The organism is Clostridium sp. Marseille-P7770, assembly GCF_902143525.1.
In the GTDB taxonomy this organism is placed as follows: domain Bacteria; phylum Bacillota; class Clostridia; order Lachnospirales; family Lachnospiraceae; genus Pilosibacter.
The window spans coordinates 16,677-42,678 of record NZ_CABFVC010000009.1; the positions used below are offsets into that span (position 1 = coordinate 16,677).

Consider the following 26,002-nt stretch of genomic DNA (forward strand, 5'->3'; position numbering starts at 1 on the left):
GCGTTTATAATGATATTATCAGAAAAAAGCATACTGGAAACCTGTTTCCTGAAGGAGAACAGGCGGACAGTTACGATAAACGTGAGCATACGCAGGAGGAAGCGCATATGAAGCATAAACCTAAGGATATTCAGTACTGTGAAAGACTGTTTCAGAGTTTTTATGAGATCGGGAGCACGCCGCAGGGAGGTGTGACAAGACTTGGCTATACGGAGACGGAGGACGCGATGCATGAGGTCTTCAAAGGACTCGGCAGGGAACTCGGCGGATCGATCCATACGGATGAGGTCGGAAATACTTATGTGGCCAATACGGATGAGATGGGGTATACGCTGATCGGTTCGCATCTCGATTCCGTGATCGACGGCGGCCGCTATGACGGCGTCGCGGGTGTGATCGCGGGACTTATGGTGATGAAGTGGGCGAAGGAGGACGGTCTCCGGATCCCGCTGCGGGTCGGTGCGTTCCGCTGTGAGGAGTCGAGCAATTTCGGCTGCTGTACGATCGGAAGCGGACTGATCACGAAGGAAGTCTACAAGCAGGATATCGGCCATCTGACTGCGAAAAACGGGGAGACTCTGGAGCAGATCTTTGCCAGCCGCGGTCTGAACCTTCATCCGAAACAGATCTCCGGTGTGGGGCGTTATCTGGAACTCCATATCGAGCAGGGAAAGGTCCTCGAGGAATATCAGACGGAGGTCGGGATCGTCGGCACGGTCGCGGGACCGATCCGGTACCGGGTGTATTTGAGAGGAATGGCGGAACATTCCGGAGCGACGCCGATGGACATGAGGAGTGACGCGCTGTGTGCGGCGGCGGAGATTATCCTGGAGTTAGAAAAGATCGGAAAGCAGGAATCTGCGTACCAGTCCGTTGCGACCGTTGGCGTGATCCAGAATTATCCGAACGTTTTAAATGTGATCCCGGGGCGTGTGGAGATCGGCGTGGACATGCGCGGGATCGATCAGGACAGCTTAAACTGCATGGAGCGGAATTTCAAGGCCGCTGTGCGGGAGAGCTGCAAAAAGCGCGGCGTTGAGTATGTGGCGGAAAAGATCAACAGCATCCCGCCGATCAGGATGAGCGCCGAGGTGGAAGACGGCCTGGAACAGGCGGCAAAGAAGCTCGGGATCTCGAGCCGGAGAATGCCGAGCGGTGCCGGCCATGATTCCATGTCTTTTGCGAATATCTGCGACACCGGCATGGTATTCATCCCGTGCCGCGGCGGAATTTCCCATAATCCATCCGAGCACACAGAGATTTCAAGTATCTGTGACGGGGCGCGGGTGATGTATGAATATCTGAAAACAGTCGCCGGTTTGCAGGGACAGGAATAGGCAGTGAGTTTGAGCGTGGTGTCTTCGGATACATGCAGGAGAAAAATTCGGTGCACAATGAAATTCCGGGTGAAATTCTGTGGACACGATCATAAAGCAGTTCTGGATTTTTACAGTGGATGATGGTATAATATCTGCATTGCGACATAGAAGTACGATCAATGAGGAGGAACTGATTATGGATATCGTGTGTCTTGACCTGGAAGGAGTTCTCGTGCCGGAGATCTGGATCGCATTCGCGGAGGAGAGCGGGATCCCGGAGCTTAAGAAAACGACGAGAGATGAGCCGGATTATGATAAATTGATGAACTGGAGACTTGGAATTTTAAAGGAACACGGTCTTGGTCTGAAGGAGATCCAGGAGACGATCGCAAAGATCGACCCGCTCCCGGGCGCGAAAGAGTTTTTAGACAAGCTTCGTGAGATGGGACAGGTTATCATCATCAGTGACACCTTCACGCAGTTTGCAAAGCCGCTGATGAAAAAACTCGGCTGGCCGACGATCTTCTGCAACTCTCTGGAGGTTGCCCCGGACGGAACGATCACAGGGTTTAAAATGCGGATCGAGAAGTCGAAGTATACGACGGTAAAGGCGCTCCAGTCGATCGGATTTGAGACGATCGCGAGCGGCGACAGCTACAATGACCTCGGAATGATCGAGGCGAGCAAGGCGGGATTCTTATTCCGCAGCACGGAGCAGATCAAAAAGGATCACCCGGAGCTTGCGGCATATGAGACATATGACGAATTATTTGATGCGATCAAAAAGGCAATGGAAGTGTAATAACGGAAAGGCGTGAAAGACTACAGCCGGTACATGATACCGGCTGCGGCTTTCAGCTGCTATGTATCCGAAAGGGGCAGCTCCTGCAGGCGGCTGCGAAGGACATACGAATGTGCCATGGCACATTCCTTTTTTCTATCCTGAAGAGGAAAAATTCCGTTCCTTTTAGCGGGTAGGAATTTTCTGAACTGAAAATTCCGTATGATACTAATGGGGTCGCGGATTTTTCCGATTCGGAATGCGGAGCGTGAAAGGCATGACGGTTCCGGACAGGAAACGATTTGGGGAAAGGATCAGAAACGATGGAGAAATCCTATGAAAAAGTCATTGAATATGTAAAGAAAGGGATCGGAAGCGGAGAGATCCAGGCGGGAGAAAAACTTCTTCCGGAGCGGGAGCTCGCCCAGAAACTGGAGATCAGCCGCAACTCTGCAAGAGAAGGACTCCGGATCCTGGAGAACATGGGAGTCCTGGAGAGCCAGCAGGGAGCCGGGAATTATGTCTCCGGAAATTTTGATGAGATCCTCGCGGAGATGCTCTCATTCATGTTTATCTTAAAAAAGATCGATGTGGATAAGATCACGGAATTCCGGTCCACCCTGGAATGGGGAGCGCTTGAGAACGGGGTCCGTCAGGCAACCGCGGAGCAGCGTGATAAAATGATGACATATCTGGAAAACCTGGAGAATGCTGAGACGGAGGAGGAGCGTGTCCGTTGGGACAAGGCGATCCACTATCTTCTGATCGAGGCGGACGGGAATCTCTGCATGATCGCGAACTATAAAGCACTCAATAAGATCATGGATGAGTATATCCCGAAGATGCGCGGAAAGATTATCGAAGGAATGCACAGCGAACAGTTTTTGAGCCGTGCGCACCGGACGCTGGCGGAAGGTTTTTCAGAAGGAAATATCGAGAAAGCACGAGAGGGACTGAAACTCCATTTCCATTATATTTATCAGTATATGTAAGGAGCAGACTTCCCAAGATTGACAAAAATCAGACAATCTGTGTGAAATTCATGCAAAGAAAAACAAAATGTCTTGACAAAAATACAAGACAGCGCTATCCTTGTATCAGAAAAAATACACTGCTTATGAGAGCAGTTATTTTTTAAGGATAATTGGTTCTACCAATAAGAAGCGAAGAAACAACAGTGTGCGCATAGTAAAAACAAATGTTCACAGTGTTTTAAAAACAATATAATTGGTACTACCAATAAAACATTGATCAATACGATCAAAAAGATAGCAGGAAAAGGACAGGAAAGACAGGAAACGACATTTCATGTCAGACTGGAGGGGAATATGGCAAACATCACACTTCCGTACGGAAGAGAGAACAAGACGGTCTGTATTCCGGACGAGCGGCTGCGGGGGACCCTGGTTTCCGGAGCGCATGGATACCATGCAGAGAAACCGGAGCGCGAGATCGTGAGGGATGCGATGGAGCACCCGATCGGATCACCTCGTCTGAGAGAACTTGCGAAGGGAAAAGACAACATCGTCCTGATCGCAAGTGACCACACGAGACCGGTCCCGAGCAAAGTGATTTTTCCGGAAATGTTAAAGGAGATCAAGGAAGGCAATCCGAATGCGAAATTAACAGTTCTGATCGCGACAGGTTTCCACAGGGAGACCACGAGAGAGGAGCTGGCAGATAAGTTCGGTGAGGAATACCTGGACCGCGACGATATCCGCTTTGTGGTACATAAAAGCCACAACAAAGAGGAGATGAAGGAGATGGGAGTTCTCCCGTCCGGCGGGATCTTAAAGGTCAACCGGATCGCTGCGGAGGCGGATCTTCTGATCTCGGAGGGCTTTATCGAACCACATTTCTTTGCCGGATTTTCCGGAGGGCGAAAGAGCATTCTTCCGGGAGTTTCCAGTGCGGAGACGGTCATGGCAAACCACTGCTCCAAATTTATCGACAGTCCGAATGCAAGAACGGGAATCCTTGATGGAAATCCGATCCACAAAGATATGGTGTTTGCGGCAAAGACCCTGAAGCTTGCCTTCATCGTCAATGTGGTCCTCGATGAGAACAAGAAAGTCATCCGGGCGTATGCCGGGGACTTCGATCAGGCACACAGAGAAGGATGCCGCTTCGTCGATAAACTTTCCGGAGTTGACGCGATCCCGGCAGACATCGTGATCTCCACAAACGGAGGTTACCCGCTCGACCAGAACATTTACCAGTCGGTAAAGGGAATGACGGCTGCGGAGGCCACCTGCAATCCGGGCGGAGTGATCATCATGGTCGCAGAGTGCGGACAGGGTCACGGCGGTCAGTCTCTCTATGACACCTTTGCAGGCGGAAGAGACAAAAATGAGATTATGAAGCAGTTTCTCGACACACCGATGGAGAAGACGATTCCGGATCAGTGGGAAGCACAGATCCTGTGCAGGATCCTTTTAAAACACAAGGTGATCATGGTGACCGGTGCACCGGAATCCATGGTGCGGGATATGCAGATGGATTACGCGGAAAGTGTGGAGGAAGCGATCCGGATGGCGGATGCGTACCTTGGCAAAACGGATGCGGGGATCACCGTGATCCCGGACGGGGTATCCGTGATCGTGAGAAACACGAAAAAATAGAAAGACAGCAATACGGAATGACTGAAAATTTAGGATATGAGAAGAGGAGAAACAAACATGGAAGCAAAGAAGTACAATCAGGTGACGCCTGAGATCCTGGAACAGTTCAAAGCGATCGTTCCGGGAAAAGTATACGCAGGCGAGGAGATCAACAGCGACTATTTTCATGATGAGATGCCGATCTACGGAAAGGGAATCCCGGAGGTTGTGATCGAGGCGACAACCACAGAGGACATTGCAGCGATCGTGAAAGTCTGTTATGAGAACTCCATCCCGGTGATCCCGAGAGGAGCAGGAACCGGTCTTACCGGAGCGGCGGTTGCCATTGATGGCGGCGTCATGATCGACATGACCAAGATGAACAAAATCCTCGGATATGACCTTGAAAACTTTGTTGTCCGCGTAGAGCCGGGCGTTCTGTTAAACGACCTCGCGGAAGACGCACAGAAACAGGGACTCTTATATCCGCCGGATCCGGGTGAAAAATTCGCAACACTCGGCGGCAATGTTTCCACAAATGCAGGCGGCATGCGCGCAGTAAAATATGGATGCACAAGAGATTACGTGCGCGCGATGACGGTTGTCCTTCCGACAGGTGAGATCGTAAAAATGGGCGCGACGGTCTCCAAGACAAGTACCGGCTACAGCCTGCTGAACCTGATGATCGGTTCTGAGGGAACACTCGGCATCATCACCGAGCTCACCTTAAAACTCATCCCGGCTCCGAAGGAGACGATCAGCCTGATCATCCCGTATGAGAACCTGGAAGACTGTATCGCGACCGTTCCGAAGTTCTTCATGAATCATTTCCAGCCGCAGGCAGTGGAGTTCATGGAGAAAGAGATCGTCCTCGCTTCCGAGCGTTATCTCGGAAAGAGCGTATTCCCGAAGCAGGTCGAAGGTGTTGACATCGGTGCTTACCTCCTTGTGACATTCGATGGCGACAGCATGGACCAGCTGGAAGAGCTCACCGAGCAGGTTGCTGAAGTTGTTCTTGACGCGGGAGCAGTCGATGTTCTCGTTGCGGACACACCTGCAAAGAAGAAAGATGCATGGGCAGCGAGAAGCTCCTTCCTCGAGGCAATCGAGGCAGAGACAAAACTCCTCGACGAGTGCGACGTTGTTGTTCCGGTCAACCAGATCGCAAAATATCTGACATATGTCAAAGGTGTTTCCGAGAAATATGATTTCGCAGTCAAGAGCTTCGGACATGCAGGAGACGGCAACTTACATATCTACACCTGCGCGAACGATCTGGATGAGGAGACCTTCAAGAAAGAAGTTTCCGAGTTTATGGCAGACATCTACAAGAAGGCAGCAGAACTCGGCGGCCTGATCTCCGGTGAGCACGGGATCGGCTTCGGAAAGAAAGGCTATCTCGCAGAGTTTGCCGGTCCGGTCAACATGCGCCTGATGCGCGGTATCAAGGAGACCTTCGACCCGAAGATGATCTTAAATCCGGGCAAGATCTGTTATGACCCGAAGGAAGAGGCATAACGATCCGTTTATGATTCCCCCGGCGGCAGCCGCTTTCCTCCCCATTTGGCAGCCGCCGTACACCATATTTGTCAAATAACAGCCGGCCGGTGCGCTCCCCCGCGCCGGTCAAACAAAAAGAGACACGAAAGGAAATCGATTATGGCATATTTAATTTCTGAAGAAGCGCAGGATCTCCTGCAGGATGTAAAAAATTTCTGTGACAAAGAAGTTGTTGAACAGTGCAAAGAATACGATGTTTCCGGCGAATGGCCGAAGGCAATTTATGAGAAAGCGATCGAGCAGGGATATCAGGCTCTCGAGGTTCCGGAAGAGTACGGCGGACCGGGACTTTCCCGTGTGGATGTAGCAGCACTGATTGAGCAGATGGCGATCGCAGATGCCGGATTTGCGACCACGATCTCCGCGAGCGGCCTTGGAATGAAGCCGGTCCTGATTGCAGGAAATGAAGAGCAGAAACAGCATGTCTGCGACCTCGTTCTCGACGGCGGTTTCGGTGCATTCTGCTTAACAGAGCCGGGTGCAGGTTCCGATGCCAGTGCAGGCAAGACGACCGCAGTCAAAGACGGCGATGAGTATGTATTAAACGGAAGAAAGTGCTTCATCACAAACGGCGGTGTCGCTTCCTTCTACTGTGTAACAGCGATGACAGATAAGTCCAAAGGCGTAAAGGGAATCTCCATGTTCCTGATCGATGCAGGGACTCCGGGTCTCTCCACCGGCCATGAGGAGAACAAGATGGGAATCCGTACCTCCAACACCTGCGATGTTGTTCTGGAAGACTGCAGGATCCCGGCAGCGAACCTCATCGGTGAGGAAGGAAAGGGCTTTGGCATCGCAATGAAGACGCTCGACCAGGCGCGTGCATGGATGGGCTGCGTGGCGACCGGTATTGCACAGAGAGGCATCAATGAGGCTGTTGCATACGGCAAAGAGAGGATCCAGTTCGGCAAACCGATCATCAAGAACCAGGCATTACAGTTTAAGGTAGCTGATATGGAGATCAAGACCGAGACTGCCCGTCAGATGGTCGCACATGCCCTGACAAAGATGGATATGGGACTTCCGTACAGCAAGGAATCCGCGATCGCGAAATGCTACGCATCCGACATTGCGATGGAAGTTGCTTCCGAGGCGATCCAGATGTTCGGCGGTTACGGTTACAGCAGAGAATACCCGGTCGAGAAGCTCTTAAGAGATGCGAAGATCTTCCAGATCTTTGAGGGCACCAACGAGGTACAGAGGATCGTTGTTGCAAATAATGTGATCGGGAAATAAATAATGAAATAAGGGAACTGTTCAGCAGGTCTGCGCACTTGCTGCGCTGACCGTAATACCTGTGAGGGGACTGAACAGCTGCGAATAAGTTTGGAGGATAACATGGAAATTTTAGTTTGTGTAAAACAGGTTCCGGACGATTCCGTAGAGATCGCTCTGGATCCGAAGACAGGCGCACCGGCGCTCGACGGTGTGACACCGGTCGTAAACGCATTTGATACATATGCACTGGAGATGGCAGTCCGCTTAAAAGAGGCAGCAGGAGGAGAGGTCACAGTTCTTTCTATCGGTGATGAGAGCGTTAAGAACTCTTTAAAGAACTGTCTGGCAGTCGGCGCTGACTATGCATATCTGGCAGCAGATGACGCATATCAGAATGCGGATCCGGAGGTCATCGCAAAAGAACTCCAGGCCGCAAAAGCAGAGATCGAGGAGAAGACAGGAAAGAAATTTGACATCGTATTCTGCGGCAAGGAGACTACAGACTTTGCATCCGGACAGGTTGGAACGATCCTCGCAAAGGAGCTTGACGTTCCGGTAACTGCTGACATCGTTGATATCACAGCCGGCGAGGGCAAAGTGACAGCAAAACAGGAGACTGAGGAAGGTTACCGCATGATCGAGTCCGTCCTTCCGTGCGTTGTGACCGTCAATAAGCCGGAGTATGACCCGCGCTATCCGACGATCAAGAGCAAGATGGCAGCGAGAAAGAAACCGATCGAGGAGCTCGCATCGGCAGAAAAGGCAGAGGCTCAGGTAACGGTCCTCAAGGTCTATGAGCCGGCAAAGAGAGCTGCAGGAACAAAGATCAAGGTGGAAGATCCGGAGGAGGCAGTGCGCCAGGCACTTGCCATGATGGATGAGGCAAAGGCGCTCTAAGACTGCCTGATTTGCCGGTCTGAATGCAGTTCATGGCAGAAATGTTCATGAACTGCAGCAATCTAGTCGTGGAAGGAAATGAAAAAATGAAATATACAGATGGAAAGAATATCATGGTCTGCGTCCAGAGCGCAGACGGCGCTGTGATCGGAGCCGCACTCGAGACAGTCAGCAAGGCAGCAGAGCTTGCGAAAGCAGCAGGAGAGGAAGTCCTCGCAGTCGTATTCGGGAAAGATACCGATACAAAGCCTGTGATCGCAGCAGGAGCAGCAAAAGTCCTCACAGCAGGAAGCAATGAGCTTCAGGCAGCAGAGAAAGCAGAGATCCTTACAAAGCTTGTGGAAAAATATCAGCCGAAGGCTCTCTACATGGCAGGAACACCGGAAGGAAAGATGATCGCTCCGGCGGTTGCGGCAGCGTTTGAGTCCGGCTGTGCGACGGATGTGACAGGGATCACTGCAGATGGTGTTTACACAACACTTTCCTACAACGGAAATGTATTAAACGACATGAAGATGGGAGAGAACCTTCCGCATATCGCGACTGTCCGTTCCGGATCTTTCGCAAAGAATCTGGATGAGAGCAGGAGCGGAGAGGTTGCAGATGAGGATGTGACAGCAAAGGATGTCCGCACAAAGGTCGTTGAGACTGTAAAGGAGATCGCTGAGAGCGTCAACCTCGAGGAAGCCCAGGTCATCGTATCCGGCGGAAGAGGAATGGGAAGCAAGGAGAATTTTGCTCTTGTGGAACAGCTTGCAGAGGTACTTGGAGGCGTTGTAGGCGCCACAAGACCGGCGATCGAGGAGGGCTGGGTATCCAGAGCCCACCAGGTCGGACAGTCCGGTAAGATCGTCGCTCCGAAGCTCTACATCGCATGCGGAATCTCCGGTGCGACCCAGCATGTATCCGGTATGATCGGTTCCGGATATATCGTAGCGATCAATAAAGATGAGGACGCATCCATCTTTGATGTGGCCGATGTCGGAATTGTCGGAGATGTCACAAAGGTTCTGCCGGTGATGATCGAAGAGATGAAGAAGAGAAAAGCAGAATAAAGCGAGCGGATCACAGTCAGAATTTACAGAAAATGCCATGATGTAAATGAAAACACGCTTCGCGTAAATTAAGAAAAAGGGGCTGTCGCACTAACGTGCGGCAGCTCATTTCATATTCCCAACACAAAACGCCGAGCTTCGAAAAGCCCGGCGTTCGTGGTATAATCAGTTTATGCGACTAAACAAAATAATACAGAGAGATTATACCTCTTTTTCTCTGTATTATCAAATCAAACTTCCGCTGGATTTAGAGATTTCTATTCCATCTGATGATCCGGTTCGTCTGGTAAGTGCCTTTGTGGAGGAAATGGACCTTTCTGAACTGTATAAAACTTACAGCAGGATCAGAAAAAATCAGGCAACGCCGCGTCAGATGCTGAAACTCGTCATCTATGCAGCAATGAATCGAATCTACTCAAGCAGGGATATCCAAAAGGCATGCAAACGGGATATCAACTTTATGTACCTCCTGGAAGGAATGCCGGCTCCTGACCATGCAACGATCGCGCGTTTTATCTCCCTGCATTTTTCGGCTTGTGCAAAGGTACTGCTTGCCCAAATGTCAGATCTGCTCTATCTTCTTGGTGAGATCGAAGGAAAAACCATTGTTATTGGTGGCAACAAGATCGAGTCTGCAGCCAATAAATATACATTCGTATGGAAACGTGCTATTACGAAAAATCAGGCCCGGTTATACACAAAACTAACTTCTTTTGTGGCTGAATGCGAAGAACTCTATGAAATCAGGACAGTATACCATGACCGGATATCCATCCACACATTAAAACGGTTAAAGAAGCAGTTGTGCCGCATAAAAGTGCAGGAAGGAATTGTGTTTGTACATGGAATCGGGCGTAGAAAAACACAATTACAGAAATCTCTGGAACAGCTGGATCAATATCTGGAGAAACTAAAGGAATATACAAAAAAGCTGTATACGCTTGGGGATAGAAACAGCTATTCCAAAACAGACCCTGACGCAACCTTCATGAGAATGAAAGAGGACGCGATGCTGAATGGACAGTTAAAGCCTGCTTATAACATTCAGCATGGAGTGGATTCCGAATACATCACATGGATCGATATCAGCCCGCACCCTACCGATACACGTACCCTGATCCCGTTTTTGAAAGACATGGAGAATCACCTGGGATTTAAGTATTCAGAAGTCGTTGCAGATGCCGGGTACGAAAGTGAAGAAAACTATCTTTTCATTGAGGAAAACGGACAGACCGCCTATATAAAGCCGCAGAACTATGAGATTTCGAAGACCCGAAAATACAAAAAAGACATCAGTAGAAGGGAAAACATGGAGTACCATGCAGACAGGGACAGCTACATCTGCCTCAACGGAAGGGAACTAACTGTCACAAATGAACGCAGAAGCAAAACAACTAGCGGATATGTCAGTGTAAAAACTTATTACAGAAGCCCAGACTGCACTGGTTGTCCTTATAAAACGGAATGTATCAAGGGAAACAACTGCAAAACACCTATGGAAAAGCGCAATAAAGTGCTGATGGTTTCAAAAACAATGAGCCAGAAACGCGCAGAAGATCTGGAACGGATCACAAGTGAGTATGGAACGATGCTCCGTATGAATCGCAGTATTCAGGCAGAAGGTTCTTTTGCTGACGTAAAAGAGGACATGAATTTTCGAAGATATCTGTATCGTGGAAAGGCAAATGCACTGGCAGAGAGCATCCTTCTGGCGATGGGACGAAATATCAATAAGCTTCATTGCAAGATTCAGACCGGAAGAACGGGAAGTTATCTTTTTCCCTTAAAAAGGGCATAGATTTTGATAGTTGAAAATAAAACAGCCTGAAATAAGGCATGCCGAAAGGGATGCCTGGGAATGAACTGCGTTTATAAAGAATGGCATCGAAAACGTGACCGATTTCGATGCCATTTGGGCATAAAGCAGGGCTGCCGCCCAGCAAAAAATATTTGCTAATGCGACAGCCCCTTTTTCTTAATGGAAAAGAGCTTACTTTCATGCAACGTCCCAGACTCTTTTTTTGTATACAGGGAAACCGGGTATATGCTCATAAAAATACGCCATGCAGGAATTTCTGTATGGCGTATTTCCTATGGATTTTATTCGTATCCGGGACCTCTCGGGATATATACCTGGTCAAGCGGCGATTTCGGCGCTGCCTTTGTGGTCTCGGGAACCGTTTCCTGCGTGGTCTCAGCCTGAGAGGAACTGTTTTCATCAGACGTCTCATCGCTCGGGACTACAACGGAAGACGATCCGTGGATCGTGCAGGTTCCAGGTGAGCGGTACTTTGAATCATCCGTTCCGCCGGACTCACCTTCCGGGATCACCATGAAGGTTCTCGTAGTCTTTTCCGGACAGTATTCGGTCGCAAGACCGCCGGATTCACTGCAGACGGTCAGCTGGACGTGATGATCGCAGACCTCGGTGGGAACTGTCCCCTTTGCGAAATATTCCGTGTAGACGGCGCTTCCTCTCGGGTCATGATCGCAGACGCCTGGGATCGCGAGTTTTCCGGATTTCCGGCAGATCTGGGCGGTCGTGACGGAAGACGGAACCGGGAAACCGGTATCTGCAAGTCCTTCGTGGATCGTTGTCATGATCTTTTTCCAGATCTTCTTGTGGTAGGAAGTGCTGCTTCCGATCGCGGAGATCTTCTGGTTATCATCACATCCGGACCAGATTCCCGCCGTGTAATACGGGGTAAATCCGACGAACCAGATATCGTTGTTGCTCGTTGTCGTACCGGATTTACCGGCATTGGACATCCCCGGGATATTAGCCACCGCACTGGTGGAGTTTAAGCTGACTCCGGAGGAGGCGAACATGCGGCTGCTCTCCATCGACTGTGCCATCGCATCCGTGAGAAGGAATGCGGTGGAATCCTTGAGAACACGTTTTGTCTCCGGCTCATTCTCCAGAAGAACTTTTCCGTTGTGGTCCAGGATCTGGGTGAAGAAGACCGGCTTCGTGTAGATACCGCCGTTTGCGATCGCAGCGAACGCGTCCGTCAGCTCCAGGTTGGAAACACCTTTTGTAATACCGCCGAGAGCGGTAGAGGCGTTGTAATCGCTGTCCGTCAGGGAGGTGATCCCGAGGTTTCTCGCGTATTCCACGCCGAGCTGAGGTGTCACAGTCTCGATCATACAGCGCACGGCAACGATATTCATGGAGTAGACGATACCGTCACGGATCGTACTGTAGCCCATATAGCCTTTGCTGCTGTACCAGTTCCGGAATGTCTTTGTTCCCATCGTGTACGGGGCATCATAATAGACACTTCCGAGGGTAGCTCCGCATGTATCGATCGCCGGAGCGAAGGATGTGATGACCTTGAAGGTAGATCCAGGCTGGCGGAGCGTGTTTGTCGCACGGTTTAAGGAACGGCTGACTTCTTTCTGCCCGCGGCCGCCGCTCAGGGCTTTTACATAGCCGTTGGACTGGTCAATAAGGACGAAGGACGCCTGCGGCTGGAGCACGTAGTGTACGGATTCACCGAGGATCGTATCGCCGTCCTTTGTCATCGCCGTCCGGTATTTCTCGATCGCCTCATCCGCCTTTTCTTTCGAGGTGAACAGGCCGTCAAAGTTAGATTCTCCGAGATCCTTGCGGAAATATGTCTTTAAAGTCTCATCGGAATAGTTCGTTGTTGTCTGGTCTGCGTGCTGGATCGACAGCCGATAGTCGATAGAGTAGTAGACCACGTCATAGTTTTCAGGATTGCTGATCTCCGTGTCCACAACGGACTGGATATCAGGATCCTGGGTGGTGTGGATCTCAAGACCGCCGGAGAAGAGGAGATTGTAGGCCTGTGTCTCCGTGTAGCCTTTTTTGTCCTGCAATGCTTTTAACACCTGGTCAATCAGCTCGTCGGTAAAGTAAGAGTACGGAGTCTGGGTCTCCTTTGTGACGATATCCACGTTTTTGATGCGGGAGTAAACGTCATCGGCGAGAGCCTCTTCCTGTTCTTCCTTCGTGATCTTCCCCTGCTCGTACATGTACTGGAGAATAACGCGGCGTTTTTCCTCGTTGCGCTTTCTTCCGTTTTCGGAGAGCGGGTTGAATCTCGACGGGTTCTGGGTGATACCGGCGATGACCGTTGCCTCTGAGAGCGTGAGCTCCGAGACGTCCTTATCAAAGTAGCGGAGAGCCGCCGCCTTTACGCCCAGGGTGTTGTTTCCAAGGTTGATCGTGTTTAAATAGTTTTTGAGGATGATCTTTTTATCCATGATCTTCTCTAACTGAATCGCCAGATACTGCTCCTGGATCTTTCGCTCAAGCTTTTCTCCGAAGGTGTCCTCATTTCCGCCTTCAAAGATATTGTTTTTGATGAGCTGCTGGGTCAGGGTACTTCCGCCGCCGGCACTGGAGTCGCCGGTGATGATCCCGACGGCCGCACGGACCATCGAACGGACGTCAACGCCCTTGTGGGACCAGAACCTGGAATCCTCGATCGCAACGAAGGCGTCGATCAGGCACTGGGGAAGTTCCTCGTAGGATGCCTCAAGACGGTTCGCTCCGGATTTTACGAGCGTTTCCGTGAGGTTTCCCTTACTGTCATAGACCATGGTGGCATAACCGCTTGGTTCGATGCTCGCCACATCAATCTCCGGGGCCGCGTCGATCACGCCCTTGAAGATTCCGTAGCCGAAGCTGATTCCAAGCACCGCCGCAAACAGGACAAGGATCAGGATGATCTTTGTGAGAAGAAGTACCAGATGTGAGGTAATCTTCTGAGCCCTGGAATTTGTTTTGCGGAGTGTCTTTTCCACCTCGTTTTTTCCATAATTCATTCAGGATGCCTCCTTTGTCATTCCCTAATTATAGCAAAGTTTCTTTCATTTATAAATAGTTATTGTGGAAAAGTTTGGTTTGTATTATGATATTTTTGACCGCAAAGTGGGGAAATATGAAGGAAAAATTACATTTTGTGGTCGGATTCGTCAAAAATATGACAAAAAGATAAATATCATGGGCGACTTTCCATGATGTGGAATTCAGAAACGACATTCAGCTATATACAGGGAACATAGAAAAATACACCGTTGGATTGGTTGCATTTGTACATTTCGGCGGAAATTTTCTGTCATATGCAAATGAAAACAGGAAGCAGGGAATGGCTGAGCGGACTTTTGAAAAAGGAGATAAGATATGGCTGCTGACAGCGTAAAAATTTTGTATAAAGGCGGAACGGCGGAGACTGAGGTGAAGAAATCCCGCTTTATCGCGAACTTAAAGTCGGTGGAGTCCGAGGAGGAGGCGACGGCATTTATCGCGGAGATGAAGAAGAAATACTGGGATGCCCGCCACAACTGCCAGGCGTTTACAATCGGGATGAACCACGAACTGACCAGGTGCAGCGATGACGGGGAGCCTGCCCAGACGGCGGGACGCCCGATGCTCGATGTGCTCCTCGGCGAGGATGTCCACAATGTCTGCGTTGTGGTGACCAGGTATTTCGGCGGAACACTGCTCGGGACCGGAGGACTTGTACGGGCTTATTCGGGTGCGGTGAAGGAAGGACTTGCGGCCTCCGAGATCGTGGAGAAGAAGCGCGCCTTTGAGATGAAGATCGTGACCGATTACACGGGAGTCGGAAAGATTCAGTATATTCTCGGGCAGGAAAACATGACGGTGCTTGACAGCGTGTACACGGATAAAGTGGAATTCTCCGTTCTCGTCCCGGTTGCGGCTTACGACAGTCTGGAAAAGAAGATCACGGAAGGAACAAGCGGCAGCGCGAAGATCGAGAAGGGCGACGAGGTGTGGTACGGCACACTTAATAAGGAAGTGATCCTTTTCTAGACCAGCCATCAGCACCAGAACATAAGAGGCTGAGGGCTGATTTCCCACGGAATGGCAGAAGAGAAGATAGAGGGTGGCAATCTGTACGGTGTAGACTTTCGCGCTCGCATGCCGTAGGAGGCACACAGTCTGAACATAGGCAGACTTCGGCTTTTTAGCAGCCTGTTTTCTCAGGCGGAAACAGAGGCACTCTCCAGAGAGTAAGAGATGTCTAACCGCAAATTGCTCAGAAATAAACACAAAGAATGGCGAATTCACCCCGAATTTTGGATGATTTTATATTGCATTTTGATTTCATGAATGCTATAATTTTGAGTCGGTAACGCAAAAATCAGGAAATGTAACAGATACAAGATAAGATGACTGTGCAAAACGGGTCGGAAAATGATCGGTGTGCGGACAGTTATAGATGAAGAAAGAGGATTGATTATGAAGATCAAACGCGAAGATATCAGAAACATTGCGATCATCGCCCACGTTGACCACGGTAAAACGACCCTGGTAGACCAGTTATTAAAGCAGAGCGGCGTATTCCGCGCAAACCAGGAAGTAGAAGAGCGTGTCATGGACTCCAATGACATCGAGAGAGAGAGAGGAATCACCATCCTTTCCAAGAATACGGCTGTATTCTACAAAGGAGTAAAGATCAACATCATCGACACCCCAGGCCATGCGGACTTCGGCGGTGAGGTTGAGCGTGTCCTTAAGATGGTAGACGGTGTTGTTCTCGTTGTCGATGCATTCGAGGGACCGATGCCGCAGACAAAGTTCGTTCTCCAGAAGGCACTTGACCTTGACTTAAGAGTTATCGTCTGCATCAACAAGATCGACCGCCCGGAGGCAAGACCGGAGGCAGTCATCGATGAGACACTGGAGTTATTCATGGACCTCGATGCATCCGATGAGCAGCTCGACTGCCCGTTCGTATATGCGTCCGCCCGTGCAGGTTTTGCAAAGAAAGAATTAGATGATCCGGAAGTGGACATGAGTCCGTTATTCGAGACCATCATCGACTATATCCCGGAGCCGGAAGGTGATCCGGATGCTGAGACACAGGTCCTGATCAGCACGATCGACTACAACGAGTTCGTTGGCCGTATCGGTATCGGTAAGATCGACAGCGGTTCCTTAAAGTTAAATCAGGACTGCGTGATCGTAAACCATCATGATCCGGACAAGATGAAGAAGGTTAAGATCGGTAAGCTCTATGTATTCGACGGCTTAAAGAGAGTGGAAGTACAGAATGCGACGATCGGTGAGATCGTTGCGATCTCCGGTATCCCGGATATCCACATCGGTGATACCCTCTGCTCCCCGGAGAAGCCGGAGGCGATCCCGTTCCAGAAGATCTCCGAGCCGACGATCTCCATGAACTTCATGGTAAACGACAGCCCGCTCGCAGGTCAGGAAGGTAAGTTCATCACTTCCCGTCACCTCCGCGACCGTCTGTTCCGTGAGTTAAACACAGACGTCAGCCTTCGTGTCGAGGAGACAGAGTCCGCAGACTGCTTCAAGGTTTCCGGACGTGGTGAGCTCCATCTGTCCGTTCTGATCGAGAACATGCGCCGTGAGGGCTTTGAGTTCGCTGTCAGCAAGGCAGAGGTTATCTACAAATACGATGAGAGAAACAGAAAGTTAGAGCCGATGGAGCTTGCTTATGTGGATGTTCCGGATGAGTTTACCGGAGCTGTCATCCAGAAGCTCACGAGCAGAAAGGGCGAACTTCAGGGAATGAGCCCGACAAACGGCGGCTACACAAGACTTGAGTTCTCCATCCCGTCCAGAGGTCTCATCGGTTACCGCGGTGAGTTCATGACGGATACAAAGGGTAACGGTATCTTAAATACAAGCTTTGACGGATATGCTCCGTTCAAGGGTGAGTTAAGCTACAGAAAGACGGGTTCCCTGATCGCATTCGAGGCCGGCGAGTCCATCACTTACGGTCTGTTCAACGCTCAGGAGAGAGGTACGCTGTTCATCGGACCTGGTGTAAAGGTTTACTCCGGTATGATCGTCGGACAGAGCCCGAAGGCAGAGGATATCGAGATCAACGTCTGCAAGACAAAGAAGCTGACAAATACACGTTCCTCCAGCGCCGACGAGGCATTAAAGCTTGTTCCGCCGAAGATCATGAGCCTGGAGCAGTGCTTAGACTTCATCGATACCGACGAGCTTCTTGAGATCACACCGACGAGTCTTCGTATCAGAAAGAAGATCCTCGATCCGACTCTCAGAAAGAGAGCAATGATCAGCAAGAAGAGCCAGATGTAATCTGACCGGGAGCGAATTGAGATACAAGTGAAGAGGGGATTGCGAAGACGCAGCGTGATCTCTGAAAATAGAAAGAGAAAGCAGGATCGCTTCCGCAGGTTGATTTGTGGGGCGGTCCTGCTTTTTTCGAACAGATGACCTGCATTGGCAGATGATCGAGCGAGCGTGAAAGAGCTGGATTTGCGGTTTGCGCGAGCTGGTCTATGAAAGAGGGAGAATTATGATACATATTCTTATCAGCGCCTGTCTCATCGGTGAGAACTGCAAGTGGGACGGGACGAACAATCGGAATCAGGGTGTGCTTGAGTTTATGAAAAAGATGGAGGGAAAGGCCGAGTTCCATCCGGTCTGCCCGGAGCAGCTGGGTGGTCTTCCGACTCCGCGTGCGGCTTCCGAGATCCATATGCCGGATGAGGCGGTGATCAATACGGAGGGCGAGGATGTGACGGGAGAGTTCCTTCTCGGTGCGGATGCGGCATTGCAGACAGCGAAGAAGTATGGGTGTGAGATCGCGATCCTGAAGGATAGAAGTCCGTCCTGCGGATCGAATGGGGTTTATGATGGGAGTTTTTCCCATAAGCTGCGTGAGGGAATGGGGAAGACGGCGGCGGTGTTGGCCGGGTATGGGTTGAAGGTGTATGGGGAGAGCCAGATTGAGGAGCTGGTGGATCTTCTGGATAAAGGTATGAAGGAATGATGTGATTGGCGAGAGGGACGCGGTGAGCTTCCGGGCAGGGGCGCTGGGGATGCGGGGAGGGTTCCACTAGGCCTGCGTGAGACTGCTAAGAGCGGACAAGCGATAACACAACTCGCTGCGCTCAGACAAGTGTTATCGCTTGTCCAACGCAGTCACCAGCGGGCCAAGAGGAACCAGCTCCCCGGATCATGCGCCCCTGCCCGGAAGCTCACCGCTGTTGGTTGGCGTGAGATGATAAATGCAGAGGGTTCGAAAGGCATGGAAACGTTGTGAACGTGTTTCCATGCCTTTCTAGGTTTTGCAGAATTTAGTTTGCATCGATTGGTTTTACATTTTGAGTTCTACAGTTTGCTTGCCCGCTCCTTGATGTTCTGGTGGAAGTTGATGATCTGGTGATCATATTCTTCGTTCATGAGTGGGGAGGTGATCATGAAGTCGGCGGTCGCGCGGTTGTTGGCGATCGGGATATCGTAGACCTGGGCGATGCGGAGGAGGGCTTTTACGTCCGGGTCATGTGGCTGGGCTGTGAGGGGATCGGAGAAGAATACGACGAAATCGATGCGTCCTTCGACGATTTTTGCGCCGATCTGCTGGTCTCCTCCGAGAGGACCGCTGTTGTAGCCTTTGACCGGGAGACCGGTGGCTTCGGTGATCATTCTGGCGGTTGTTCCTGTGCCGCAGAGAAAGTGGCCCTTTAAGATTTCTTTGTTTGCTTCGCACCAGTCGATCATTTCATGCTTTTTGCTGTCATGGGCGATCAGGGCGATGTTTTTTTGTTTTCCGATGGTTAATGTCAGAAAATCCATAGGAATCCTCCTTTTCTTGAGGTTGTTTTTCGTTTGTTTTGCGGGCAGATCATATATAAATTCCATGGAATGGAATATTAACAGATTATTCCTGCCTATAGACTGATGATGCCATAAATGGATGGATGTGTCAAGAAAGTGAGAGAAAATTTCGCTGAAATTTTACACTTATTATGCGGGGACAGTGTCTGTTAGAAGGTTTGGGCGGGAAACTGCGTTGCGTGCAGCTTTGGTGCTGATTTTGCCTCTGCCCCGGTGAGACTTGACAAACCAGTGGGAATGTGCTACCATCGACCATGTGTGAAACGCAATGACAGAGACAGTGCAGGAGAGTTCCGGTATGACAGAGAGAAGGTTCACCGGCTGAAAGACCTTCCGAAGGAAACTTTTGTAAATTCACTCTTGAGCAGCCTGTGCGAAAGGAATCCAAGTAGTGCAGGACGGGAAGTCCCGTTACAGACGTTTGAGTGCCGCATGAATGCATGCGGAATCTGGGTGGTACCACGGAGAGTCAGCTTCGTCCCATGGCGGGACGGAGTTTTTTTTGTCCTCGCACTGATAGAATGTAAAACCATACCGAAAGAATGAGGTGGACTATGGAAGAGAAGATCAAAGCACTGAAGGAGCAGATGGAAGCCGCTCTCGGCAGTGTACAGTCCAAGGAACAGCTTGGTGAGTTCTGGCAGAGCTTCCTTGGCAAGAAAGGCAGCATCGCAGACCTGATGAAGGGTCTTGGAAGTGTTCCGAAGGAGGAGCGCCCGAACGTCGGAAAGACGATCAATGAATTTAAGAACCAGGTAGAAGCCCGCTACCAGGAAATGAAGAATAAGATGGATGAGTTAGAGCTCGCAGCCCGCAATAAGAGCGAGCAGGTCGATATCACGATGCCTGCAAAGATGCGTCCAGCCGGAGGTCTCCATCCGCTTACCGTAACAGAGAATGAGATGATCGATGTCTTCGCAGGAATGGGCTTCGAGATCTTCGACGGCCCGGAGATTGAGGATGACGACCACAACTTCACAAGATTAAACGTTGCGAAGAACCATCCGGCGAGAGATATGCAGGATACGTTCTATGTAGCGGAAGATATCTTACTCCGTACCCATACAAGCCCGGGACAGATCCGTGTGATGGATGCGAAGAAGCCGCCGATCAAGATGCTGGCACCGGGACGTGTATTCCGTTCCGACAGTGATGCGACTCACTCCCCGATGTTCCACCAGATGGAAGGCCTTGTTGTCGATAAGAAGATCACGCTCTGCGACCTTCAGGGTATGCTCGACAAGTTTGTCCAGGCGATCTTCGGCAGCAACGTAAAGACACGTCTCCGCCCGAGCTATTTCCCGTTCACGGAGCCGAGCGTTGAGGTCGATGTCAGCTGCTTCGAGTGCGGCGGAAAAGGCTGCCCGCTCTGCAAGCACACCGGCTGGATCGAGGTATTAGGCGGCGGTATCGTACACCACAAGGTTCTTGAGAACTGCGGCATCGACCCGAATGAGTATTCCGGTCTCGCTTTTGGTATCGGTATCGAGCGTATCGCCATGTTAAAATACGGTATTAACAACATCAACCTGCTTTATGAGAATGATCTTCGTTTCCTGAAGCAGTTCAAAGGCTAATAAGGGAGGGAGAAGATCATGAAAGTACCATTTAGTTGGCTGAAAGAATATGTTGACATTGATGTCACTGCCCAGGAGCTGGAAGACAAGCTCTTTGGCTGTGGATTTGAGGTAGAGGAACTGATCGATCTCTCCGCTGAGATCGACCGTGTCGTTGTCGGCGTCGTAAAGGAATGCGAGCCAATCGAGGGAACACATCTCTTCAAGTGTAAAGTAGACTGCGGCGAGTATGGAAATGATATCCAGATCCTCACAGGTGCTCCGAACGTCTACGCAGGCATGCACACACCGGCGGCTCTTGATAATTCCACACTGCCGGGCGGCATCAAGATCAAGGCAAAACCGATGCGCGGCATCGAGTCAAACGGTATGCTCTGCTCCGGTGAAGAGCTCGGCTTAAACGATGACCTGTATCCGGGCGCTGAGGTTTACGGTCTCCTGGATCTTCCGAAGGACACGGTTCCGGGAACCGATATCGCAAAGGTTGTTGGTCTCGACGACTACATCTTCGATATCTCCGTAACGGCAAACCGTGCAGACTGCCAGTCTGTTCTCGGTATTGCGAGAGAAGTTGCAGCAGTCCTTGATAAACCGCTGAAAATGCCGGCTCTCGACTACAAACAGAGCGATTATAAATATGAAAATCTTGATATTAAAGTAGAGGCACAGGATCTCTGCCCGCGCTACTTAGGACATGGCGTGAGAAACATCACTCCGGGCCAGTCCCCGAGATGGATGCGCCGTCATCTGGCTCTCTGCGGTCTCAGAAGCATCAGCAACGTGGTCGATATCACGAACTACGTAATGCTCGAGATCGGTCAGCCGATGCATGCATTCGATATGAGCACGTTGGAGAGCTCCCAGATCATCGTCCGCCGCGCAAAGCAGGATGAGATGATCCAGACACTTGACGGCAAGGAATTCAAGTTAAACGAGAATAACCTTGTGATCTGCGACGGAAGCAAGCCGGTTGCTCTTGCGGGTATCATGGGCGGAATGAACAGTGAGATCACAGAGAATACGACACAGCTTCTCTTTGAATCCGCAAAGTTCATGCGCGACAACATCCGTAAAACTGCGAGAAGTCTCGGACAGAACACAGACGCATCCAGCCACTACGAGAAAGGCATCGCGGAGTACACCGTTGAGATCGGTATGGCGCGTGCCCTTCACCTGATCGAGGAACTCGGCTGCGGCGAGATCACAGCGAGCGCATTCGATGTGGATGCGGGAGCACCGAAGGAAGGAAAGAAATTTACCGCAACATTGAGCGGCATCAACAAGATCCTCGGCATCGAGGTCCCGGCAGAGAATGTTCTCGACATTCTCCGCAGACTCAGCTTCGAGGTTGAGCGCGACGGCGATGTCATGACTGTCACAGCACCTCGCTACAGAGAGGATATCGAGGTTGGCGAGCCGGATCTTGCGGAGGAAGTCATCCGTGAGTACGGTTATGACCACATTGTTCCGACCTTCTTAAAGAATTCCGCAGTCACAAACGGCGGATTAAACCCGGCACAGAAGAGAAGAACAAAATTAAAACAGGTGATGGTATCCCAGGGTTACTATGAGGTTTCCACGCTGGCATTCTACTCCGACGCAGACCTTGACGCGCTTCATATCGCTGAGGACGCGAAGGAGCGCAATGTGATCCGCCTGTTAAACCCGATCACGACAAACCTTTCCATCATGCGCACCACACTTGCTCCATCCATGTTAAATACAGTCGTTGAGAACGTGAAGAAAGGCAACACAGCCGGACGTTTCTTCGAGTATGCAAACGTATACTATCCGAAGGCACTTCCGCTCACAGAGCTCCCGAACGAGATCCCGCATGTCGGCTTCGCGGCATTCGGCGAGCAGGAAGATTTCTTCACTGTAAAGGGAACGATGGAAGAGCTTGCAGCTTCCTTCGGTGTAAGCTTTGAGTATGAGAGAGCGGAGGATGTTCCGTATCTCCATCCGGGAATCTCCGCGTATGTCCTCTGCGGCGGCGAGCGCGTTGGTTCCTTCGGTAAGCTGGCAAACAGCGTTGCCGGTGAGTTAAAGCTTCCGAAAGACAGCAAGGCGAACAACCAGATCTACCTCGGTGAGATCGACTTCGCAGCACTTTCTGCCCATATGCCGGAAGGTCTGCGCTACAAACCGATCTCCGAGTACGATACCGTGACCCGTGACCTCGCGATGGTCGTTGACGAGGAGACAAGCTGCGGCAGCCTGATCGATGAGATCAAGAAGGCATGCAAGCAGGTCGGAGATGTTGAACTCTTCGATATCTACCGCGGCGACCAGATCGGCAAGGGCAAGAAGAGCATGGCATTCAAGATCTCCTTCATCCCGGAGGACAAGGCACTTGATCCGAAGGACGTCGAGCGCTTTGTAAAGAAGATCCTCGGAAACCTGAAGTTCCGTCTCGGTGCGGATATCCGATAAGTGACATAATACAGAACGGTCATTCCTGTGGGAGAAATCCTGCGGCGGATGGCCGTTTTTTGACCCCTAAGTCACGATCAGCGAATGATGTGCACTTGCAAGACGAGTGAGATCGATGCAAGCAGCCGCGCCCGGCACACTCCTTTATATGCCGGAAAATACGAGGATTGACAGCCATCCTATTTTATGTTATGATGACTTTAATTGTGGACAGGAGGTGTAGTCGGTGATTAGAATTATTCTGACGATTGTATTCGTTATCTTATGTATTGCAATGACAGTGATCGTGTTAATGCAGGAAGGAAAGACTTCCGGACTTGGTGCGATCAGCGGTGTGGCTGAGAGCTACTGGGGAAAAAATAAAGGTCGTTCTATGGAAGGCAACCTTGAGAAATTTACAAAAATTGCGGCAGTCCTGATTTTTGTACTTGCCCTGGTATTAAATTTAAAGGTAATCTAATTCTAAGATGACGAACACTCCTGCAGCGATCATTCCCGTGCAGGAGTGTTTTTGTTTAACACGAAGATCGGAAGCTGCACTGTCTGAGAACTGTCCGCAGGATCTATCCGGTTATTTGCGGTTGCCCGGCGTGAAGTCTGTGCCGGGAACTTTTAAAAAACTGTTTTTGATATGACAAGGAGAAGAATGGAAGAAACGTTAATGGAAGAGCGGAAACAGATGCTGCTGACCCTGATGAAGGATCCGACATATGTTCCGATGAAATTAAAAGAACTCGCGATGCTTCTCGGAGTTCCGAAGGAGCAGAGAAAAGATCTGGAAGAGGTCTTAAATGAACTGGTCGCTTCCGGCAAGGTCGGGATCTCGAAGAAGGGAAAGTACGCGAGATCCGAGGTGTTTGCGCAGACGGGGATCTTTTCAGCGCATCACAGAGGCTTTGGATTTGTGACGATCGAGGGACGCGACGGCGATCTCTTTGTCCCGCCGGATGATACCGGGGACGCGATGGACGGGGATACGGTCCAGGTCATTATTGATGAAAACGGAAGAGGCGGCCGCGCGGAGGCGAGAGTTTTAAAGGTATTAAAACATGCCAACGAGACGCTGATCGGTACCTTTGAAAAAAATAAAAGCTTTGGCTTTGTGATCCCCGACAATCCACGGATCACGATGGACATCTTTATCCCGCAGGGGAAAGAGAACGGTGCTGTCTCCGGACACAAGGTAGTCGTGAAACTGGACACATATGCGACCAGAAATAAGAATCCGGAGGGACATGTGCAGGAGATCCTCGGACATATCAATGACCCGGGAGTCGATATCCTGTCGATCGTCCGTGCCTACGGACTTCCGGAGGAGTTCCCGGAGGACGTGATGGAAGAAGTTTCCCATGCGCCGGAGGAACTCTCCGCAGAATATGTGGCGGAGGAGATCGGGAAGAACGGAAGAGTGGATCTCAGAGATGTCCCGATGGTGACGATCGACGGCGAGGACGCGAAAGACCTCGACGATGCGGTCAGTGTGTCGAAGGAGACGATCAACGGGGAGACGATCTACCATCTCGGAGTCCATATTGCGGATGTGAGTCACTATGTGAAGGAGGGGACGCCTCTCGATGCGGAGGCATATAAGCGCGGAACGAGCGTGTATCTCGTGGACCGTGTGATCCCGATGCTGCCGCACCGGCTCTCCAACGGGATCTGTTCCCTGAATGCGGGCTGCGACCGTCTGGCAATGAGCTGCCTCATGGATATCGATGAAAAAGGGATCATCGTGGGACATAAGATCTGTGAGTCGGTCGTCCGGATCGACCGCAGAATGACATACACGGCGGTGAATGCGATCCTGGAGGCAAAGAATGGGACTGAGGAACCGCAGACGGATGCGCCGGAGAAAGAGAAATCGAAGGAAAAAGTGGAATTTGCAAAGAAGTGCCTCGAAGAATATGCAGATTTCGTTCCGATGTTCCTGCTTCTCGACGAGACGGCCCGTGTGCTGAGGAAAAAGCGCATGGCGCGCGGTGCGGTCGACTTTGATTTCCCGGAGTGCAAGATCATCCTGGACGCAAAGGGACGCCCGGTCGAGATCAGGCCGTATGAGCGGAATGCGGCGACGATGCTGATCGAGGACTGCATGCTGGCTGCGAACGAGACGGTCGCAGAGGATTATTACTGGCAGCAGATCCCGTTCCTGTACCGGAGCCATGAGAAACCGGACGGTGAGAAGATCAAGCGCTTCGGCATTCTGATCAACAATTTTGGCTATTCGATCCGGCTCCAGAACGGCGAGCTTCATCCGAAGGAGATGCAGAAACTGCTCGAAAAGGCAGCGGGATCCCCGGAGGAGGCGCTGCTCGCGAGACTGGCACTCCGCTCGATGAAGCAGGCAAAGTACACGACGGAATGCATGGGCCACTTTGGTCTCGCAGCAAACTATTATACGCACTTTACCTCCCCGATCCGAAGATACCCGGATCTCCAGATCCACCGGATCATCAAGGAAAATCTCCACGGCGGTCTCACGAAAAAGAGGATCGCCCATTATGAGAAGATCCTTCCGGAAGTTGCGATCTGGACATCTTCCCGGGAGCGTCTCGCAGACGAGGCGGAGAGGGAGACCGATAAGGCAAAGAAAGTTCAGTTCATGGAGCGCCATATCGGAGAAGAATTTACCGGCGTGATCTCCGGGATCAGCAATTACGGCTTCTATGTGGAGCTTCCGAATACGGTGGAAGGCATGGTGCGCTTAGCGAACCTCGACGGCGACTACTATGTGTTTGATGAGGAACACTATGAACTGGTGGGAGAGCGGACGAGAAAGAAATTCAAGCTTGGCCAGACCGTGAAGATCCAGGTCGTCTCTGTGGACCGGTATCTGAAAACGATCGATTTCCTTCCGGTTCGGAATTTCGACAAACGATAGCACGGTTTCGTTTTTTGCAGCGGACAGACCTTGTGATAGAAATGGTTCCGGCATGGGAC

The 26,002-nt window shown here is 50.8% G+C and carries 18 protein-coding genes and 1 other annotated feature; of the genes, 16 read left to right on the forward strand and 2 right to left on the reverse strand.

Annotated elements, in window-relative coordinates:
• Positions 1–107: 107 nt before the first annotated feature.
• The 9 genes from FN001_RS16460 to FN001_RS16500 all read left to right on the forward strand — a co-directional run bounded on the left by FN001_RS16460 (position 108) and on the right by FN001_RS16500 (position 11,228).
• Positions 108–1,337 (forward strand): hydantoinase/carbamoylase family amidase, encoded by a 1,230-nt coding sequence (locus tag FN001_RS16460; RefSeq protein ID WP_142412562.1) that lies wholly within the window; start codon positions 108–110, stop codon positions 1,335–1,337.
• A gap of 178 nt (positions 1,338–1,515) precedes the next feature.
• Entirely contained in the window at positions 1,516–2,121 is a 606-nt protein-coding gene (gene thrH / locus FN001_RS16465) for a bifunctional phosphoserine phosphatase/homoserine phosphotransferase ThrH (RefSeq protein WP_118320936.1), read from the forward strand.
• A 302-nt stretch (positions 2,122–2,423) separates the two neighbouring features.
• Positions 2,424–3,092 carry a FadR/GntR family transcriptional regulator gene (locus FN001_RS16470; RefSeq protein WP_142412563.1) on the forward strand — a complete coding sequence of 223 codons (669 nt, stop codon included), beginning with the start codon at positions 2,424–2,426 and terminating at the stop codon, positions 3,090–3,092.
• Between the two features lie 336 nt (positions 3,093–3,428).
• Complete coding sequence (larA, locus tag FN001_RS16475; protein WP_142412564.1) at positions 3,429–4,721, forward strand: nickel-dependent lactate racemase; 1,293 nt, start codon at positions 3,429–3,431, stop codon at positions 4,719–4,721.
• A gap of 57 nt (positions 4,722–4,778) precedes the next feature.
• The gene (locus FN001_RS16480; protein WP_142412565.1) at positions 4,779–6,218 is read left to right on the forward strand and encodes an FAD-binding oxidoreductase; all 1,440 of its coding nucleotides are present in this window, start codon (positions 4,779–4,781) and stop codon (positions 6,216–6,218) included.
• A gap of 141 nt (positions 6,219–6,359) precedes the next feature.
• On the forward strand, positions 6,360–7,496 hold the full coding sequence (locus FN001_RS16485) for an acyl-CoA dehydrogenase family protein (RefSeq protein ID WP_118296809.1): 1,137 nt from the start codon (positions 6,360–6,362) through the stop codon (positions 7,494–7,496).
• A 102-nt stretch (positions 7,497–7,598) separates the two neighbouring features.
• A complete protein-coding gene (locus FN001_RS16490) occupies positions 7,599–8,375 on the forward strand; it encodes an electron transfer flavoprotein subunit beta/FixA family protein (RefSeq protein ID WP_142412566.1) in 777 nt (258 codons plus the stop codon).
• An 86-nt stretch (positions 8,376–8,461) separates the two neighbouring features.
• Positions 8,462–9,430, forward strand: coding sequence for an electron transfer flavoprotein subunit alpha/FixB family protein (locus FN001_RS16495; protein WP_142412567.1), 969 nt, complete (start codon positions 8,462–8,464; stop codon positions 9,428–9,430).
• A 172-nt stretch (positions 9,431–9,602) separates the two neighbouring features.
• Positions 9,603–11,228 carry an IS1182 family transposase gene (locus FN001_RS16500; RefSeq protein WP_142412568.1) on the forward strand — a complete coding sequence of 542 codons (1,626 nt, stop codon included), beginning with the start codon at positions 9,603–9,605 and terminating at the stop codon, positions 11,226–11,228.
• A gap of 302 nt (positions 11,229–11,530) precedes the next feature.
• Here the strand turns inward: FN001_RS16500 and FN001_RS16505 are convergent, their stop codons facing one another.
• A complete protein-coding gene (locus FN001_RS16505; RefSeq protein WP_142412569.1) occupies positions 11,531–14,224 on the reverse strand; it encodes a transglycosylase domain-containing protein in 2,694 nt (897 codons plus the stop codon).
• A gap of 358 nt (positions 14,225–14,582) precedes the next feature.
• On the opposite strand from FN001_RS16505, the gene FN001_RS16510 reads away from it, so the two are divergent.
• From FN001_RS16510 to FN001_RS16520, 3 genes are all read left to right on the forward strand, one after another.
• Complete coding sequence (locus tag FN001_RS16510; RefSeq protein ID WP_142412570.1) at positions 14,583–15,236, forward strand: YigZ family protein; 654 nt, start codon at positions 14,583–14,585, stop codon at positions 15,234–15,236.
• 429 nt (positions 15,237–15,665) lie between these two features.
• Complete coding sequence (gene typA, locus FN001_RS16515; RefSeq protein WP_142412571.1) at positions 15,666–17,507, forward strand: translational GTPase TypA; 1,842 nt, start codon at positions 15,666–15,668, stop codon at positions 17,505–17,507.
• Between the two features lie 220 nt (positions 17,508–17,727).
• Positions 17,728–18,204 (forward strand): 2-thiouracil desulfurase family protein, encoded by a 477-nt coding sequence (locus tag FN001_RS16520; protein WP_118606469.1) that lies wholly within the window; start codon positions 17,728–17,730, stop codon positions 18,202–18,204.
• Positions 18,205–18,545: 341 nt separating this feature from the next.
• Here the strand turns inward: FN001_RS16520 and FN001_RS16525 are convergent, their stop codons facing one another.
• Positions 18,546–19,010: a methylglyoxal synthase gene (locus FN001_RS16525; RefSeq protein ID WP_118531692.1), complete on the reverse strand. Its 465-nt coding sequence runs from the start codon at positions 19,008–19,010 to the stop codon at positions 18,546–18,548.
• A gap of 301 nt (positions 19,011–19,311) precedes the next feature.
• Positions 19,312–19,538, forward strand: a binding site (T-box leader).
• A 68-nt stretch (positions 19,539–19,606) separates the two neighbouring features.
• On the opposite strand from FN001_RS16525, the gene pheS reads away from it, so the two are divergent.
• From pheS to rnr, 4 genes are all read left to right on the forward strand, one after another.
• Positions 19,607–20,629: a phenylalanine--tRNA ligase subunit alpha gene (gene pheS, locus FN001_RS16530; protein ID WP_142412572.1), complete on the forward strand. Its 1,023-nt coding sequence runs from the start codon at positions 19,607–19,609 to the stop codon at positions 20,627–20,629.
• 18 nt (positions 20,630–20,647) lie between these two features.
• A complete protein-coding gene (gene pheT, locus FN001_RS16535) occupies positions 20,648–23,062 on the forward strand; it encodes a phenylalanine--tRNA ligase subunit beta (protein ID WP_142412573.1) in 2,415 nt (804 codons plus the stop codon).
• Positions 23,063–23,288: 226 nt separating this feature from the next.
• On the forward strand, positions 23,289–23,522 hold the full coding sequence (secG, locus tag FN001_RS16540) for a preprotein translocase subunit SecG (RefSeq protein ID WP_118296789.1): 234 nt from the start codon (positions 23,289–23,291) through the stop codon (positions 23,520–23,522).
• Positions 23,523–23,708: 186 nt separating this feature from the next.
• Entirely contained in the window at positions 23,709–25,943 is a 2,235-nt protein-coding gene (gene rnr, locus FN001_RS16545) for a ribonuclease R (RefSeq protein ID WP_486463533.1), read from the forward strand.
• The last annotated feature ends 59 nt before the right edge of the window (positions 25,944–26,002 follow it).